Origin of the sequence: Mesorhizobium sp. AA22, assembly GCF_001672375.2 — a bacterium.
Classification (GTDB): Bacteria; Pseudomonadota; Alphaproteobacteria; order Rhizobiales; family Rhizobiaceae; genus Mesorhizobium; species Mesorhizobium wenxiniae.
Genome location: NZ_CP048406.1, coordinates 6468127 through 6485159 on the forward strand (window position 1 = coordinate 6468127; position 17033 = coordinate 6485159).

General features: G+C 59.3%; 11 protein-coding genes and 2 pseudogenes. 11 read left to right on the forward strand and 2 right to left on the reverse strand.

All coding sequences use genetic code 11. The features are described 5' to 3' along the window. Nucleotides 1-172: 172 nt before the first annotated feature. The 6 genes and pseudogenes from A9K68_RS30575 to A9K68_RS30595 all read left to right on the forward strand — a co-directional run bounded on the left by A9K68_RS30575 (nt 173) and on the right by A9K68_RS30595 (nt 8101). Nucleotides 173-3187 (forward strand): trypsin-like peptidase domain-containing protein, encoded by a 3015-nt coding sequence (locus tag A9K68_RS30575; protein ID WP_082982734.1) that lies wholly within the window; start codon nt 173-175, stop codon nt 3185-3187. Then, on the forward strand, nt 3184-4266 hold the full coding sequence (locus tag A9K68_RS30580; protein WP_065011822.1) for a zinc ribbon domain-containing protein: 1083 nt from the start codon (nt 3184-3186) through the stop codon (nt 4264-4266). Before A9K68_RS30575 ends, A9K68_RS30580 begins: the two co-directional genes overlap by 4 nt. 66 nt (nt 4267-4332) lie before the next feature. Further along, the gene (locus A9K68_RS30585; RefSeq protein WP_065011823.1) at nt 4333-4896 is read left to right on the forward strand and encodes a hypothetical protein; all 564 of its coding nucleotides are present in this window, start codon (nt 4333-4335) and stop codon (nt 4894-4896) included. A gap of 741 nt (nt 4897-5637) precedes the next feature. Next, on the forward strand, nt 5638-6411 hold the full coding sequence (locus A9K68_RS30590; RefSeq protein ID WP_065011824.1) for a hypothetical protein: 774 nt from the start codon (nt 5638-5640) through the stop codon (nt 6409-6411). An 81-nt stretch (nt 6412-6492) separates the two neighbouring features. Next, the gene (locus tag A9K68_RS32400) at nt 6493-6615 is read left to right on the forward strand and encodes a hypothetical protein (RefSeq protein ID WP_280952229.1); all 123 of its coding nucleotides are present in this window, start codon (nt 6493-6495) and stop codon (nt 6613-6615) included. A 26-nt stretch (nt 6616-6641) separates the two neighbouring features. Then, a pseudogene (locus A9K68_RS30595) lies at nt 6642-8101 on the forward strand (ISKra4 family transposase). A gap of 57 nt (nt 8102-8158) precedes the next feature. Here A9K68_RS30595 and A9K68_RS30600 read toward each other — a convergent pair. Next, nucleotides 8159-8867 (reverse strand): annotated as a pseudogene (locus A9K68_RS30600) (DUF4158 domain-containing protein); the annotation flags it as partial. Between the two features lie 257 nt (nt 8868-9124). Here A9K68_RS30600 and A9K68_RS30605 point away from each other — a divergent pair. The 3 genes from A9K68_RS30605 (at nt 9125) to A9K68_RS30615 (ending at nt 11664) form a co-directional block, all read left to right on the forward strand. Further along, on the forward strand, nt 9125-10219 hold the full coding sequence (locus tag A9K68_RS30605) for an IS1595 family transposase (RefSeq protein ID WP_095780369.1): 1095 nt from the start codon (nt 9125-9127) through the stop codon (nt 10217-10219). Nucleotides 10220-10291: 72 nt separating this feature from the next. Continuing rightward, nucleotides 10292-10597, forward strand: a complete 306-nt coding sequence (locus A9K68_RS30610; RefSeq protein ID WP_141246649.1) for a hypothetical protein — start codon at nt 10292-10294, stop codon at nt 10595-10597. A 416-nt stretch (nt 10598-11013) separates the two neighbouring features. Continuing rightward, on the forward strand, nt 11014-11664 hold the full coding sequence (locus A9K68_RS30615) for a response regulator transcription factor (RefSeq protein WP_065009289.1): 651 nt from the start codon (nt 11014-11016) through the stop codon (nt 11662-11664). 409 nt (nt 11665-12073) lie between these two features. Here the strand turns inward: A9K68_RS30615 and A9K68_RS30620 are convergent, their stop codons facing one another. Further along, nucleotides 12074-13102, reverse strand: coding sequence for an IS110 family transposase (locus A9K68_RS30620; protein ID WP_065006357.1), 1029 nt, complete (start codon nt 13100-13102; stop codon nt 12074-12076). Between the two features lie 224 nt (nt 13103-13326). On the opposite strand from A9K68_RS30620, the gene A9K68_RS30625 reads away from it, so the two are divergent. Next, nucleotides 13327-14376 carry a HAMP domain-containing sensor histidine kinase gene (locus tag A9K68_RS30625; RefSeq protein ID WP_082982149.1) on the forward strand — a complete coding sequence of 350 codons (1050 nt, stop codon included), beginning with the start codon at nt 13327-13329 and terminating at the stop codon, nt 14374-14376. 1265 nt (nt 14377-15641) lie between these two features. After that, on the forward strand, nt 15642-17033 hold the full coding sequence (locus A9K68_RS30630) for a pitrilysin family protein (RefSeq protein WP_065006362.1): 1392 nt from the start codon (nt 15642-15644) through the stop codon (nt 17031-17033).

Consider the following 17033-nt stretch of genomic DNA (forward strand, 5'->3'; position numbering starts at 1 on the left):
TAGCGTTTATACGGATGATGCGGGTGTACGTCACGTTTCGACAAGAATCCGCTTTACCCGCATAATATTTCTGACAGTATGCTAGCAATCACCGAGCGCAGCGTCCGTCATTCAGGAACGGTGCGCGATTTCGTCATGTGAACGTGGTTTTTCCAAAGCGGAAGGGGGCGCTATGGTTGACTCGGTTCTTGGGCGTGCTCCGCGAGACATTCCCTTCGCATCCACTGCCAAGCCGCAAGAATCGTTTGCCGATATCCGGGCGAATCTGCCCGTCACCAATCCGGACAGCATGCAACTCGGATGGAAGGTTGTCCGTGAGGCCGGGGTCAGTTTCGAGCGAGCCATCGGCCGCTACATCACGATATCCGCGACGCTCCTGAAGGTGCTGGCCGATCGAAGGCGGGCGATCGCTCGAATCCAGACAGATGGCACCGACTTTCGCGGCGATCAGGGAGCATGGGGCGGAACAGGCTTCCTCGTGGCTCCGAACCTCTTCCTCACCAACAACCATGTTCTCAACAGCGATGCGGTGGCGGGCAAGGCTACTGTGGAATTCGACTACGAGATCGGCGAGGAGGCGCTTCTTGGCGGCAGGAGCGCGATAGCTCCATCGAAAAAGGTCTTCAAGTTGGATCCGCGGCGGCTCTTCATCACGAGCCCCGCAAAGGACGGGCTCGATTACACGTTCGTCTGGATCGACCCCTCCGCCGCAGACGAATTCGGAACCATCGTCCTGGAACGTTCCTCATTCACGATGATGGAAGGTGAGCAGGCTTTCGTCATCCATCACCCGGACGGCCGTCTGAAGGAAGCTTCAGTCGATGACACGGATATCGTGAAGGTCGATAGCCGTGTGATCCACTATTCATCGGACACGGACTACGGCTCATCCGGCGCTCCCGTGTTCAATAGACAGGGCAACCTGATCGCGCTCCATCACGCTACGAGGCAGCAGGACGTGACGCTGCAGGACGGACACAAGTCGAACTACGTCAACGAGGGCATCAAGATCGCGGCCATCGCCCTCGATCTCGAGACCAAGGCCCAGTCCGGTGGAGCCGATGCCGCAGCCGCCCGCGAAGTACTCTCTGCCATCCGCGGATCCGACACGCTCACGGGCTTCTTTGGTGCACTTGGTCGCCGGCCAGAGGGTGCGAATGACCTCGAGCGCGTCGTCAATGCCTACACCGGTGATGATGCCGACATCGACATTGGGTTCTGGAACATCGAGCATCTTGCATCCCGTTACGACGAAGGGACCAAGCTCGAGGCTGCAGCCGCGGTGTTGGCGGACATGAAGCTCGACATCTGGGGCCTGTCCGAGGTCTCTCCCAATGCCGTCAAAGCACTGGTGAAGGAAATCAAGGAGCGCTTCGGCGAAGACTACGGATGTGCCTTCTCGGAACCTGATGCCGGAGACGGCAAGCAGTCGACAGCGGTGATCTGGCGGACTGCCGTCCTGGACGGCGCGTCGGTAGAATGGCCCGAGGAGGTTCAGCCGCTCTTCGAGCTGCGGAGCGACGATCCCGCCGCTTCGGAGTTCGAGGCCGTTCACGGGAAGATCTTCGATCGGTATCCTGGCCTTTTCCGCTTCGTGACCCACAAGCACTACGGCGCCGGTCCCGTGACGCTCCACGTGGTTCCGCTGCACCTCAAGGCCATGTCAGAGGGGAGCCTGCGTCGACGCATGGCTTCCGGAATCCTCCGACGTGCCGTCGAAGCCCTCAAACAGCATGGGATCGAGGACATTGTCCTCGGTGGTGATATGAACGCGACTCTCGCCAGCGGGGATCTCAACCATCTGAAGGATGCAGGATTCCGGGCGATGGGAGCCGACGACGAGCAGGAAGGTGCCTTCACATACCTGAAGAGCCCCTATAAATCCTTCATCGACAACATCTTCCTGTCGCCGAATCTGAAGCACACCTTCGGCGACGACGAGTTCCTGGTCGTCGCGCGCGATCGCGAAATCGGCAACTTCGTGACGACGGTTTCCGATCACCGGCCCATCATGATCCGCCTCGCCTTGCATGACAGGCCAGGCGCTGAGGAAGCTGCGGATACTGCGCTGGGGGCACTTGACGTTGACGGGCTGCTCGACAGGATTCAACTGGATGCCGGCTCTGCCCGCAGGCCTGCCGGCCCGCCGACCGTATTCAGCAAGATAACCTTCGAAGAGCTTAAGCGGATGCTCAGCGATCCGTCGGCACCGGACTCAAAGATAAGGCCATACCTTCGGGTATCGCCACGCAACCATGCTCCCTTCTCGCCGATCGTCGAGCCCGACCCGAACAAGGTGATAATGAACCAGATCGACCGGGTCGAGGTGGAAAGCGCCATGAACTGGGGCAACCGCTTCAGCCGCTGGCGGCGGGAGCAGCGATTCGAGCACAGGCTGAAGATCAACGATCCGAAGCCCATCCTCCTGGTCGAAGGCGATTCCTGGTTCCAGTTTCCGCTGCTCATCGACGAGGTCGTGGATCATCTGGACAGCGAGTTCGTCATCCGTTGCCTGGGGGCGGCGGGCGACACAGCAGACAACATGATCCACCGCGACCCTGAATATGCGCGCGAGCTCGCGGCGCTGGAGGAGAGACTCGCTAAGAAGAAGCGCAAGGTCGCCGCCTTCCTCCTGTCGGCGGCGGGGAACGACGTCATCGGCGCCGATGTCGACGGCAACTCCGTCCTGCTCAAGCTGCTCAAGAATTATCAACCCGGAAAGGGTGCTGGCGCGCACATCGACATCAAATCCTCCAAAGCGGTTTTCTCGTTCCTTGAGCAGGCCTACCGACAGGTGATTGCAACGGTCCACGCGATGCCAACATATAAGGACCTTCCGATCCTGATCCACGGTTACGACCACGCGATCCCGGGCGGCTTCGCGGAAGATCCTCGCAACCCTGTCTGGGCGGCGCAGGACAAGTGGCTTGGCGCTCCCATGAGGGCAAAGGGCATCGTCGATCCAACCCTGCAGCGCGAGATCGTCAAACTGCTGATCGACCGTCTCTACGATATTTTCGATAGGATCGCCGGCAATAACCGCTTGACGAAAGTCTATGTGGTGGATGCGCGGGGTGCCCTCGGCCCGGTCGACAGCTGGGCGGACGAAATCCACGGGACATCGGACGGATTCGGCAACGTCGCCAGCCGCTTCAAGGCAGTGCTGAAGCGAGTCATCAAGCCATGACGCCCGATGTCAAGGACCAACCCTCATTGAAACCATGCCCGGTCTGCGGCCGGAGCATCCCGACGCAGGCGAAGCGATGCCCGGAATGCCATAGCGACATAGAGCCCCAATCGGCCAGCGATCGTCGCCGGAAATCGATCGTCCGGGTTGCCGAAGCGGTTCGCGACTGGATCGGATTCCCGGCAGCGGTCATCTCCGCCATTCTCGCGTTCTACACTCCGGCGGAGACAACAATCCGTCGCTGGCTTCGACAGGATGTAGCCCAACTGTCCGCGACTTTGTTCAACACCGATGTCATCAACGTCGGGCACGATGACATGCCCGCGCAAGATCGCGTCGACAAGATCACGGAGTACGAGAGCATTCTGAGAGGATCGTTGAACAACGCCGGCTTTTCGACCGCATCCTTGCTGTCGAATTTCCTCTGCACCGGATCAGTCAACGAGGACAAGACCCGCACGATCTACACATTCGATTTCTTCGACCCTCAGTCGCAAACCAAGCAATTCCCCTCCGTTGACGCGAAGGGTTCAATGCAATTCTTCGGACGCCTCGATCACGCGATGCCTTACAGCGATGAGCAATTCGCGACGGCGCGGCCGAAAAGCTGCCAGTTTGGATACTACGACAAGTACGGGATTCGCCCATTGCTCGTGATCGACATCGACGACGATCAGCTTAGAGAGATTGCTGGTCTGGTGCACGAGGTCAAGACCGCGGAGCAGAGGGACCGACTCTGTGCGGATTCGATCCGCGGATTTGCACTTGGCGGAGGTCTCGTGGCCGACTGTCTGAATGGAACGCATGTTTCGATGATCGAGCCGTCCTACCTTTGGCAGCGCGGTGTGAAGCGCGCCCTGACATCGGCGGCCGCGTATAATCGCCAGATACATTCCACGTCGCCGCCTCGACCCGGCATTATCCTCACCTGTGACCCTCAGGCGTCTGATTGCGATGCAGACGCAGTTGCATTCCGCGCGACGGCAGGCTCTCTGGGGTCCTCTCTCACTGCGTGGTTTTGTCCGCCGGACGCTGAAAGTCTCGCCCAGTGCACGAAAGAGGATTTTCCCGCTCACTGACGTCCGATTAGCGTAATCCCGGATTCCCGGCGAAGAGGTTGCGGCCCAAGGCTACAAGGCAACGGCATGAATGGCGCCAAGTCAGAGATGATTTCGGAATTCGGTGTACGGCAGTGGCTGGCCCTCGGAGTTGCCATTGTGATTGCGCTTGGCGGTGTGTATTGGTCACTGCTTGGCGGGGCTGTTTTGTTCGGCCTTCAGGATTGGCTGGTAGGCGCGGGTCCGCCCGGGACGAACACAAATACCGGTTTCCAGGCCCGATATGACGTCCTTGTATTCTATTATCGATATTTCTTTTTCCCTGGCCTCGGTCTCGCCGTTGCACTGCTTCTCTGGAAACCGGGCTACAGCACCTGGAAAGAGAACGTGGTCGCTTTGGCCCTGCTTGCTCTGGCGCTGCCGGCGTTCTCAATCAACATCCTCATGCACGACCAGCTGATAAGGCTCTGGGTCCAGGGCCTTCTTGATGTCGTTGTTGCTATTTGTGCAATGTACTTCGTTATTGTGCTTGTAAGGCAGCGGTTCAAGAGCCTGCTCACGACAATTGCAAAATACGTCCTCGTTGGCATCCTGTTCTCATTCTTTGTGCTTGTTCCGATATTCTACGCAGTGTATGGGGCGCAGCCATGACTGGTCTACCCCCTGCCATCGTGCATGGTAGTGCGAAGGACATCATTGAGACGATTCTTGCCATAGGCGGATTTGCCATCAGCATCTTTGGGCTGGTGCGCGAGCTCCGGAAGGAGCGCAAGGAAGGCGCTTTTCTTGGCTAAGCCCGACCGTTGCTGAACGCGCCTGTAAAGAGGCCTGACAGAGAAGCGCACATCATCCGATCTGTTCTACGCGCAGGAACCCTTCGGGGTGGCCTGATTGCGCGGGCACGGTTCCCTACTGGGCGGCTACTATCTTTATTATCCGAGCCGACGCCAATCCTCTCCCGCTTTCACCACCTTCGTGGAGGCGATGCGGCATCGCCGCCAAGGCCGCGGCCCCGAGGGAACCGCAATAACGCGTTTCGGGCGCTAAACTGCAACGAGAAGCCATACCTCAAATGCGCATTCAAATATTACTTGTCACGTGGGGCGTCCATCGACAGGCGTCTCCGTGCGAACCGGTTTCACGGCATGAAGCTGGGAACATTTTGAGGGCTTTGAGCAAACAGTCTGGTCTATGTCGCGGTGTAGGCGCTACCGTTGTCGGATAGGCGGGCGCCAACCGAGCCACGGGCTTGCTCTTGAACGACTCGAACCGCTGTGAACACGATCTGAGAATAGTTAGTTGAAAACCATGGCAGTTTCGATTTGAAGACTCCGCGTTCACTCATTTATCACTTAAGACAACCACAAGATGAGATATTAGTGGAACAGAAAAATGGACGAACTTAGCACCCCGCCATCCCTTCGCACGTTAGAGCTACTTATCACAATCGTAGAAAAACTGGTTGCGGAAAAAGGTGACCTGACCCGGACTTGGTTAAAACGTTATGTCTGCTCGAACGACGACGGGACAACCGACGCAACGCTGAAACACGGCATCGCCAAGAAGTTACTGGTCGCCAAGCGGCAAGGATACATCGGATTGGCTAAAGGTGTGGGTGTAGTTGACGCTGTTATCGGCGAGGAAAGCTACTACCCGGAGATAGAAAGCCAACTCAAGACGCTGTGGCTTGCCAACAATTATAGCGCCTCTGAATATATTATCGAGAATACCGCGCGCCGAAACGCGAAGATTGTGGGGCCGTGGACCCGCCCAGATTTCACTTTAGTTTCTCATAAAAAATTCCCTTTTACGATCGGTCACGAGTTCGACGTCGTAACCTTTGAAGTGAAACGCCCGGATGCCTCGAACGTGCTCGCTGTCTTTGAAGCACTGTCCCATACCAGCGCCGCGACGAAGGCGTACGTTGTGTTTCCGATCAACCCCAAGGAATGGTCGCAGACCGCACCTGAGCAGGAAGCGCGAGTGCGGGACGAATGCGCGAAACATGGCGTCGGCCTGATACTGATCGAGGATATCAGCAGCGAGGCCAAGCCTCACCATCTTATTAAAGCGCGCCGAAGGGAGATCGACCACGAGCGATCAAGCGCCTTCTTAAGTGCTGTCCTCACTCCGCAAGGCAAAGAGCAGATAGCCAAATGGAAATAGGAGAGCAATGCCCTGCAAACCGGCCCCGATCTGAGCTACAGCCCCTCGACAATTCACTTCACATGGGGCGGATGTGACGAGATGGACAAAGTCACAGGAGATGGCCATGCCGAATTGCTCGACGACGGCTCGATCGAGATCACGTTCGAGACCGGTAATTTCTCTGGGGTCGAATACAGGTTGTTAGGCCCGCGTAGTCCATGAGCGCCGCTTTGTTCGGAGGGAAAGCGATGGCGGTGGAATGGACGATCACGATCGAGGGCAGGAACGAGTTCGGTGACGTTTGCCGGAAGGCGGTTCGCATCGACAAGAGCTGGGAACGTCTGTTTGACGGCGACCTCGGCCTGTCGATCGAGGACAGCAAGACCATCATGGCGGCGCTGCAGCGCGCGGTCGTGAACCATGAGGCGGAGACGTATTCCCTCTTTCGTCGGGTCTGCCCGGATTGCCACAGGTTTCGGCCGGTCAAGGACTACACGACGCGACGGATCCGGACTGTCTTTGGCATCGTGGAGGTGCGCAATCCTCGTTGGATGCTGTGTCGGGATTGTTACCCAGGCATGGTCGATGCCTTTGCGCCGCTGCGGGAGATCTGCCTGGATCGAGCGACATCCGAGCTGATGGAACTGACGGCGCGGCTGGGGAGCATGATGCCGTACCGGCAGGCTGCGAGAGTGCTTGCCGAATTCCTGCCCGTTGAGCCGACCGAGACGCATGCCACCGTGCGCAAGCGAACCATCAGGATTGGCGAACGGCTCGACGATCAGGTTGCTGAGGAAGAATTGCACGCAAGGGCGCAAACGAACGAACGACGCCAGCTTGAAATGCAGCTTCCCGGCAATCGACGCAAAGAGTTCGTCATCAGCATCGATACTGCGCATGTTCGCAGCGCCGATTCCAATTCCGCGCGCAACTTCGAGCTCGTTGTAGCCCGATGCGGCCGCGGCGGGCGGGGCGAAGGCGGCGGTCGCTATTTCGTGACCGGCAGCACCGACCAACGGGCAATCCGGGATCGCGCCCCTTCATGCCCTTCGGGAAGTAGGCTACCGCGGCTTTGGCGATGTGACGGTGATTTCGGACGGCGCCGAAATCCTGAAGCGGCTACCCCGCGCAATGCCGAAGCCGACGGCCCACATCATCGACTGGTTCCACATCGCCATGAAGGTCCAGCCGATTGCAGCAGATCGCCGATCATATGGCTCGATCCCGATCGGGTCTCTCTGAAGCGCTTCCCGCAATCGACCGTGACATCAGAGCGGTGAAGTGGCGCCTGTGGCATGGGCGGGTCGATCGCGCGATCACCGATCTGGAGCAACTCTTGGAGAGGGTGAAGGCTTCGCAAGGAGACAGCGAGTTCTCCATCGCCCGACTTCAAAGCCTCGGCTTGCAGCCCCTGACCTATATCCGTTCGAACCGCGGCGCGATCGTCAACTATGGCAAGCGCTACCAAGCCGGCCTTCGCGTCGCAACGACTCTGGCTGAATCGGCGGTGAATTCACTTGTCGGCAAGCGGATGGTCAAGAAACAGCAGATGCGGTGGTCGCTCCACGGTGCTCACATGCTCATGCAGGTCAGGACGGCAGATCTCAACGGCGAGCTTCGCAATCGATTGCGGGCACCGTTCCGACAGCCAGAGCCGAACGTGCCACCACTATTCAAGCCCAAACCGCCTCTCCTGCGCGCCGCCTAACCCCAGAGAAGTTACCGGTCTCTAGACGAAACTGCCGCATTCTTACAATTAAGTGCCAAGCGTGCGCAGGAATGCAATCCGCTCGGTCAGTCCTATCAGATTTGAAGCCGCGGGCGCTTCCGGCGCCGACCGCAACCAATGGAAGCGGGTCTGAGTGATCGCCGCGTCAACCTCGAGCAGCTTGTCGAGCGCCTGCAGCTTCTCAGGGGCCAGACCTTCGATAAGCGCTTCCTCCGCGCGGCGGCGAGCTATGGCACGAGCCGCAAGACCCATTCGCTCGATGATCTCTGCCGCGGGCAACAGTGCTCCGCGTTCTCGCAGCGTGGCAACGATGGCATTCACAATCGAAGCGCCGCTGTCGGACATCGCGGCCGCCTCCACTGCCGTCAACAGCGCGGCGCGACGATCCTGAGCTGTCGCGCTTCTGACGCCGAGGCAGATCATCAGGCGCGCAATGTGATCGCGACGCGTTTCTTCCCGGCGGGCATAGGTTGTGAACACAGTGGGATCGGCGCCGATCTGGTCGGCGACATATTTCAGCATCGCGCGGGGCGGAATTTCGTCTGCCGCCAACACCCCGACCTGGATGTCGCATCACGCAAAGCTGAACAGCGAAGCCGAGCTTATTGTGCTCGCGCCTGCGCAGGTCGATCTGGAGGCGATCAGCCGCGGACAATGAATAGTGTCGGATCAGGCTGTCCTCATCAGCCGGAATATCGAAAAGCTCCCGTCGATCCGGAGCTTTGAGAATCTTGCGCCTGGCCACTGCTCAAACTCCGCACACAACACCAACTGCCGCTGAATGTTGCCGAGCAGACTGGATGTGGAAATAGCAGCTATCCTGCTTCCACGGTTTTCCACTGGGATCAGACGGCGCGCCCCGGAAATCGCGAGACATAAGCAAACCAGGTTCACGCTTCGTTCGTTCTTAGCGTACGAGGCCTTTATCAACCAGAGACAGCAATCCCCTTGCAGTACGCGGTGTTTCATGGGATTCTTTGACCTGATCCGAAGGAGATGAGAATGCCTGAATCGATGCTTGCCCTTTCCAGTATCCGGACCGTTGAAGAGATGATCGTGGCCTTCGGGGATGAGCAGCATTGCCGTCGGTTGCTGGAAAGCATGGTGTGGCCGGATGGTCGGATTTGCCCGGCCTGTGGTTACAAGCGTTCGATCGCGCTTGCTGGTCGCGATACCGGCAAGCGGCGTGCGCGACCGGGTCTCTATCAATGCTCCAGCGGCGATTGCCGGTTCCAGTTCACCGTGACGACCCATACCCCGCTGCATTCGACCAAGCTGCCCTTGCGTGTCTGGTTGAAGGCCATGTGGCTGCTGCTGCAATCGGATAAGGGCTTGTCCTCGGTACGGCTCGCCGAGATCCTTGGAGTGAGCCAGCCGACGGCCTGGCGGATGGGTCACGCACTTCGGCTGATGGTGGCGCGGGAAAACATGCTCGACGGCACGGTTGAGATCGATCATTTCCATCTCGGGGGAAGTCCCCGAAAGCGGCCGGATGACCCACCTTCGGGACGGGGCCGGAAAGGTCAGGCGAATACGGAGAAGGCGCCGGTTATGGCGATGGTGCAGCGGCCGACCGACGTCACGCCCGGCGCTCCGGCCGGTGACGCGCGTGCCGCGGTCGTGACCGGTCTCTCAGCGCGAGCAAGCGAACGCGTCATTGAAGCGCAGATCGAATCGAGAGCTCATTTGATGAGCGACGAGTGGAAAGCATTCATGGCCATTGGTGAGAGCTTTGCCAAGCACGAGACCGTGAAGCATTCCAGTGGTGAGTATGTTCGCGACGCCGTCCACGTCAATTCGGTAGAGGGCTTCAACTCCCGCGTCCGCCGTACCATCGCCGGCGTCTTTCATCATATCAGCCCGCAGCATGCCGACCTGTATTTCCACGAGGTTGGCTTCCGATGGTCACAGCGCGTGGTGTCCGGGAGCGCCGTTCGGAAAACCCGGCATGGTCGAGAAGTCTTGAGGACCATCTGGTCGCGCGTGCCGCCGGCGCTGCAGCTACTGAGCGTCTTTCGCGCCGCCACGGGGCGTCAGATGCGCCGAAGCCTGGGTGGAGGAATCATCATCAAATCAACCGTAGCTGCCTTTGGTTGATAAAGGCTGCGTACGATTCTGCACAGCTCTTGTTCTAACCCCTATATGCATACCGGAAATATGGAATTCGCGATGGCAGGCCTAGCCTTGGAAGCATTCATCGACGAGACGGTCCGGCTGTCTGGGCAGAACGGATATCACCCAACCACGTTTATCGGGATGCGCCAGCGACACGGAACGGTCAAAGCGATTTCGCGCCTTGTTGAAAACGGAGATGTTCAAAGCGGGTTCAAGCGGCTCCAGGAACTTGGCCTACTGGACTGGACGATTGAAGCCGCCGTCATCAAATTCCCGGCCGAATTCTCTCCTGCCACGCGCGAGTGCGCTGAGTTCCGTCTCCGGCTTGCCAAGATCTATGCCAATGCCCACCGGACCTAAGGTCCAGAAGCGCCCCAACCGGGTGGTTTGGCAACGTCCGCAGGCAGCATTAACACACGTTCCGTAGGAAACCGGTCGAACCCCGCTACACGACCAAGACACCCTAAATTTGCGAGGGGATCTGCATTCGGCTTTGAGCTTGTCTGCAGCGCTTCGCGGTTGCCGGCGATCGCCACGTCGGATATCCCGCCGGCCAGTGCAAGCGACGACGTGGTCCCATCGAGAAAAAGCGCCGAAATCAGGACGGCGTTCATAACTGGCCTCTAATCGGTTGTTCCAACAACGGCCCTTCTGGCACCTGCAACTGACAGCAACCTGAAATCCTCCGGTTATTTGCGCCACGGCGGTTCAGCGTAGCGTCAGGTTCTGTCAGTAAGGTTGGAATCTTGCCCTCGAACTGGAGCTCGGCACACCGGATGCGAATACTGCTCATCGAAGACGACAAGGCCATTGGCGGTGCTGTTCGCGAACATGTGGCGGCTGGTGGCCACGCGGTCGACTGGGCCGAGACCCTGTCCACAGCGCGGGATTGCGCAGCTGGGGTGCCCTACGGGCTTATCCTGCTCGACATTCGCTTGCCAGACGGCAACGGTATCGACTACCTGCGGGAGATGCGCAAACGGCTGGATTCGACACCGGTCATCATCCTGACAGCTCACGATCTGATGATCGAGGGGCTCAACGCAGGAGCCGACGACTATCTCGTCAAGCCCTTCGATCTCGGCGAACTCTCCGCGCGCATTCATGCCGTGGCGCGTCGCTATAGGCTTTTCCCGGAGTCTATATTTTCTGTCGGGGACCTATCCATACAATCGGCCGAGCGACGCCTTTACCGCGACGGGCAGCTCGTCCCCTTGACTCCACGCGAATGGGCGGTGCTCGACTGCCTGCTGAGTCGGCCTGGAGCAATCGCGACGAAGGCGCAGATCGAGAATGCGCTCTATTCTTTCGGTTCGGAGATCGCGAGCAACGCGGTGGAGGTTTATGTCAGCCGGCTCCGCAAGAGCATCGGCGCGGAGCATATCGCGACCGAGCGTGGCTTCGGGTACAGGGTCGTGCTCCCATGAAGTCGCGCAGCATGACGCGCAGGCTGACACTGTGGCTGTGCGGCGCAACACTCCTAGTCTGGATTTCCGTCGCCGCCATTGCTGTGCTCATGCTGCACAAAGCTGTCAACGAGCTGTACGATCGCCTGCTGGAGCTAACTTCTGTGGTTGCCGTCCGTTGCGCAAGTAGTGTCTGACCCTTTTTGACGTGTGATCGAGTGCGGTCTTCTGTCAGGCCTTATTTGCGGCACTTTCAGAAGCCGCTGGCCGGTATGGTGATCTGCGGATCGGGTCCAAATCTGCCAAACGAGCTCTATGCCCTCAGTTAACTTCTGGTTTTCCCGGTCCAGATCTGTTCGATCATGCGCCCATTCAGGTCATCGACTTCTCACACCTGCTTGCCAGTCCTGGTTATCCGCGTGGTTTCTTGTCACGCCGCCACAGCCAGAGCCGGGTCTCGATAATCTTCCTGCTTCGTCAGCATGGCCCATATTTTCCGAGCCATCTTGTTCGCCAGTGCGATCGCCACCAGCATGCGCGGCTTCTTCGCGAGCATCCGCGAAAGCCACGATCCTTGCGCTGGCGGTTTGCGACCCGCCCAACTCACGCGGGCCATTGCCCCGAGAATCAGGAGCCTGCGGATGTCGGCCTGACCAGCCTTCGACACCCGGCCGAGCCTTTCTTTCCCGCCAGAAGAGAACTGTCGTGGAACGAGGCCGAGCCAAGCGGCAAAGTCCCGACCGCATCGGAAGCTCTGCATCGCTGGCGCGAAAGCTTCGACGGCCAGTGCGATCAGCGGCCCCACACCTGGCATGGTCTGAAGCCGGCGCGCGGTTTCACTCTGCCGGGACAGTTCCGCGAGCTTCTTGGCCTTTTCTTCGATCCGGGCCGTCTTCTCGCCGATCTGAGCCAGAAGGTCGCGGCATTCCTCCTGCACAAGCTCGGGCAGGCCGATCTCAGCATTCTCGACAATCGCCTCAATGCGCTTGATGTGACCAATCCCCTGCGGAATGACCTGCCCATATTCGTAGAGAACGGCGCGCAGAGCGTTCACCAATTCCGTTCGCTGATGAACAATACGCTCGCGCGCCCGAAACAGAACCGCCCGCGCTTGCTGATCAGCGGTCTTAGGCTCGACAAAGCGCATTTCAGGCTGACGGGCCGCAATGACGATTGCCTCGGCATCGGTCGCGTCGTTCTTCTGCCGCTTCACGAACGGGCGCACATATTGCGGCGCGATCAGCTTGACTGCATGGCCCAGCTTCACCAACTCGCGCGCCCAGTAATGGGCGCTGCCGCAGGCTTCCATAACAACAAGTGCCGATGGCTGCTCTGACATGAACCTGAAGAACTGCCCGCGAGACAGTTTCTTGCGATACTTCACATCGCCTGTCATCGACGCCCCGTGTAGCTGGAAAACATTCTTTGCCAGATCCACTCCGATCAACATATCCTTCATCCGCCGTCCTCTCTGTTCTGTGGCTTACGCCACATCATTTTGGCACATTGCGATGCCGTTAGGGGAGGACGGCAACCACCCCATCTGCCAAGTCTCTTGCGCCGGGGTGGAATGATGCTCTGAAAAGGAAGTGGGAGTCGGAATACGCTGACATTCCTGGCCCTGGGGCCAGTTTCGAACGACACTGGACCGCCCGGGTTGTCAATCGTGACGGGGAGCCGCTCATGGAAATTGTGGAAAAGCTGCCGAAGCCGTTCCCTGATGCTCCACTGAGTACAGGCCCTTGGAAAAACGCTACTTACAGCGTCTATACACTGGAGTTGTCAAGCCGCGGCAATTTTCTTCAGCTGGCCGAACCAGTCGAAGTCCGACGTCGGGCAATCGCGCAAGGCGCAGCTTACGTCTTCGTTCCGATACTCGTGCTCCTGCCTTTTAGTATTGCCGTCTGCTTAATGGTGATGCGGCGGTCGCTGGCGCCCATCGAAGTACTGCGACAGGAGATCGGATGGCGCGACGGCGGCAATCTCTCGCCCATGGGCTTGAGCGATCTCCCGGCAGAATTTGCCCCCATCGCGGCCACCGTCGACCGGCTTCTCGAACGTCTGCGGAGGGCCCTCGATGCCGAGCGCGAGTTTGCCGCAAACAGTGCACATGAACTGCGCACACCGATCGCAGGCGCGCTCGGTCAGACGCAGAGGTTGGTGGCGGAACTTTCCGAAGGGCCGGCGAAAGGGCGCGCGCGCGGCATCCAAAGATCGCTGTCGCACCTTGGCCACCTTGTCGACAAACTGCTTCAACTCGCGCGTGCCGAATCGGCGATCGGCATCACAGACGACGCGATCGATCTTAACCCAATGGTCCGGCTCGTTATTGAAGACTTTGCGCAAAAGCCGAAATATGCCGGACGGCTAATCCTTGACGCGGGCGGCTGCGTCACCTTGATGCGCAAGGTAGACGTCGATGCGTTTGCTATCCTCCTTCGTAACCTAATCGAGAATGCGCTCGTACATGGACTGGCCGATACTCCGATAACAGTCTCCGTCCGATTTGATGGAACCATCGCCATTGCAAACGCGGGACCGGTCGTGCCCCTCCCCGATCTTGGAGAGGTAACGAAGCGATTTAGGCGTGGTGCGACGCTAGCGGCGGGCTCAGGCCTTGGTCTACACATCGTTAACATGATTATCCAGCGTATCGGTGCCAGTCTTGAACTTGCATCGCCTGCCCGTGGTCGCGAGGATGGTTTTGAAGCGATTATTCGCTTCCCTCGATGACATTTTTGTTGCACCAGCCAGTTGGGTGTAGGGAGGATTGTGCGCTGCTGGTCAGGCAACGGGAATGATGCTCGGCCAAGGACGGATTCGGATTGAAGGCTTACCACGCCTGTCTCCTACGCATCATGTGGACAATTTCGATGCCGGGACAGCGGCGGCCATTGCCGCGATCATCGTCCGGCCAGTTCGAGGGAGCGACACGGATCCTTACCGGGAAAACATCGATCTCACCGCCAAGCTCGCTCGCCCAGCGCTTCAGAGGGCTCACCCGCGGGCGGCTTCGTCACCGCGGCCTTGCACGGCTCAGCGAGGCCTGACCGCGCTCGGCGCAGACCGCATGAAATCGCCGGGCTCCCTCAAGTCCTTCGCGCGCCTCCGTCGATCATAACGCCGATAGAATTTACGGACAGACGCTCCTGGCGGTAGGCTGTTGTGCGTTCGACCTGAGTGGATCGAAAGGCTCGAATCTGAACGTAGTTTCTGAGCAGCGCACTGCAGCTGGAGGCGCGTCTGATGACTCCGTGCTCCGGTACGGGCGGTGCCAGCAAGGATCGCCTCAGCGGCAGTCACATCGTAATGACGCGCCGGTCTGCCACCAATATCTTATTGTTAGATCTGCTTTGATGCCGTTGACGCTCACCTCGCCTGAGAGCTGGCCGTGAGGAGAGGCCGGCCTGCGAGCTGGTACTGATGCCGACGTCGAAGCCTGCATCGACGACAAGTGCGCCAGAGGAGGTCAGCTGTCGCGGCGGCTCACCATACGATCCACTGGCGCCGACCAGCATGCCGCGGCCTCGTCGAAGCCTCAGGCGCTTACGGCTGCACTCATTCTGTCGGGCTTCGACTATGTCGGACATGAGAGCCAGTGCTATAGCTATCGATTGTTCTGACGGACGTTTCTCATCAACATGGAGCACGTGGATCCGTCCTCTCCCGTCCGACGCTCTTCGCCAGCTCAACAAAGCTTGGCCTCGTCCTCTTCGTGAGCAGCATTCGTATGGAGTATGCCGAGCTCGCAGGTTCGCGGCAAAATTCTTCCGTTATCGACAGAAACTGGCGCCACGCTGAACCGCCGCGGCGCAAAGGCCGGGAGCTTTCAGGCTGCTGTCAGGTAGGGCTGCGAGAAGGTTTGTCATTGGAACAGCCAGTCACGATACCTCATGAAACTGGGAGACGTTTTAATACCGCCCGATGTGCCCGATCGCCGAATGGCAAACCACGCCGGATCATCCGCAAACACCGACGAACGGAAAGGAAAACCTACGATGATCACCTCACCAAAAGACATTTCGAAGCCCTCGACGAAACTTCGGTCGGACTGGCTGCGCAGGATACTTGCGGCGATCGCGCTGGCCCTGGTGACGACCGCTCCGGCTCCGGCCGCCGCCGACGACGGCAAGGTAACGAATTTCCTGCTCGACAGCGGCATGGAGGTGGTCGTCATCCCCGATCACCGCGCGCCGATCGTCACCCATATGGTGTGGTACAAGGTCGGCAGCGCCGACGAGCCGCCGGGCAAGTCCGGCATTGCCCATTTCTTCGAGCATCTGATGTTCAAGGCGACGACCAACCACGCCGCCGGCGAGCTCAGCCGCGCCGTCTCCGCCATCGGCGGATCCAACAATGCCTACACCTTCTATGACTATACCGCCTATGTCGAGACGGTGCCGCCTTCGGCATTGGAGCAGATGATGAGCTTCGAGGCCGATCGCATGCTCAATCTCAGTCTCACCGAGGACGATATCAAGACCGAGCGCGACGTAGTCCTGGAGGAGCGCCGCTCGAGCACGGACAACGAACCGCAGGCGGTGCTGCAAGAAGAGATTGACGCCACGTTGTGGCAGAACCATCCCTACCGCGTGCCGGTGATCGGCTGGATGCAAGAGCTGGAGCAGCTGAACCGGACCGATGCCGTCAACTTCTATGGTTTATATAGGCCCAACAACGCCGTGCTGGTGGTGGCCGGCGATGTCGAACCGGAAACGGTCAAGGCGCTGGCCGAAAAGACCTATGGCAAGATCGCGCGTGGCCCGGATCTGCCGCCGCGCATCCGCCCCGTCGAGCCCGAGCAGAACACCAGGCGTACGGTGACGCTGACCGACGGGCGCGTCAGCGTGCCGAGCTTCACCACGCAATGGGTGGTTCCGTCCTATCACACGGCAAAGCCCGGCGAAGCCGAAGCGCTCGACGTGCTGTCCGAAATCCTCGGCGGCGGCAACCGCAGCCGGCTTTACCAGGAGCTTGTCGTCAGGCAAGGCATTGCCGCGGCGGCCGGCGCCTTCTTCCAGGGCACCATGCTCGACGACACCAATTTCACCGTCTATGGCGCGCCGCGCGGCGACGCCAAGTTTGCCGACGTCCAGGCAGCGGTCGACGCCGAGATCGCTCGCATCGCAAAAGAGGGCGTTACCAGCGACGAGCTGGAAAAAGCCAAGGACCGTTTCGTCCGCTCGATGATCTTTGCCCGCGACGAGCAGGAGGACATGGCCAGCATCTACGGCTCGACGCTCGCCACCGGCGGCAACGTCCAGGACCTTCAGCAATGGCCGGACCGCATCCGCAAGGTCACCGCCGACCAGGTCAAGGCGGTCGCTGCTCGCTATCTCAATCTCGACCATTCGACCACCGGCTATCTCTTGCCCAAGACGGAGAATTGA

Excerpts from the sequence above, each read along its gene's own strand:
- A9K68_RS30610 (WP_141246649.1), top strand. The coding sequence starts at position 10,292 with ATGGCAGGCCTAGCCTTGGAAGCATTCATCGACGAGACGGTCCGGCTG.
- A9K68_RS30615 (WP_065009289.1), top strand. The coding sequence starts at position 11,014 with ATGCGAATACTGCTCATCGAAGACGACAAGGCCATTGGCGGTGCTGTT.
- A9K68_RS30605 (WP_095780369.1), top strand. The coding sequence starts at position 9,125 with ATGCCTGAATCGATGCTTGCCCTTTCCAGTATCCGGACCGTTGAAGAG.
- A9K68_RS30630 (WP_065006362.1), top strand. The coding sequence starts at position 15,642 with ATGATCACCTCACCAAAAGACATTTCGAAGCCCTCGACGAAACTTCGG.
- A9K68_RS30625 (WP_082982149.1), top strand. The coding sequence starts at position 13,327 with ATGGAAATTGTGGAAAAGCTGCCGAAGCCGTTCCCTGATGCTCCACTG.
- A9K68_RS30585 (WP_065011823.1), top strand. The coding sequence starts at position 4,333 with ATGAATGGCGCCAAGTCAGAGATGATTTCGGAATTCGGTGTACGGCAG.
- A9K68_RS30575 (WP_082982734.1), top strand. The coding sequence starts at position 173 with ATGGTTGACTCGGTTCTTGGGCGTGCTCCGCGAGACATTCCCTTCGCA.
- A9K68_RS32400 (WP_280952229.1), top strand. The coding sequence starts at position 6,493 with ATGGACAAAGTCACAGGAGATGGCCATGCCGAATTGCTCGACGACGGC.
- A9K68_RS30620 (WP_065006357.1), bottom strand. The coding sequence starts at position 13,102 with ATGAAGGATATGTTGATCGGAGTGGATCTGGCAAAGAATGTTTTCCAG.
- A9K68_RS30590 (WP_065011824.1), top strand. The coding sequence starts at position 5,638 with ATGGACGAACTTAGCACCCCGCCATCCCTTCGCACGTTAGAGCTACTT.
- A9K68_RS30580 (WP_065011822.1), top strand. The coding sequence starts at position 3,184 with ATGACGCCCGATGTCAAGGACCAACCCTCATTGAAACCATGCCCGGTC.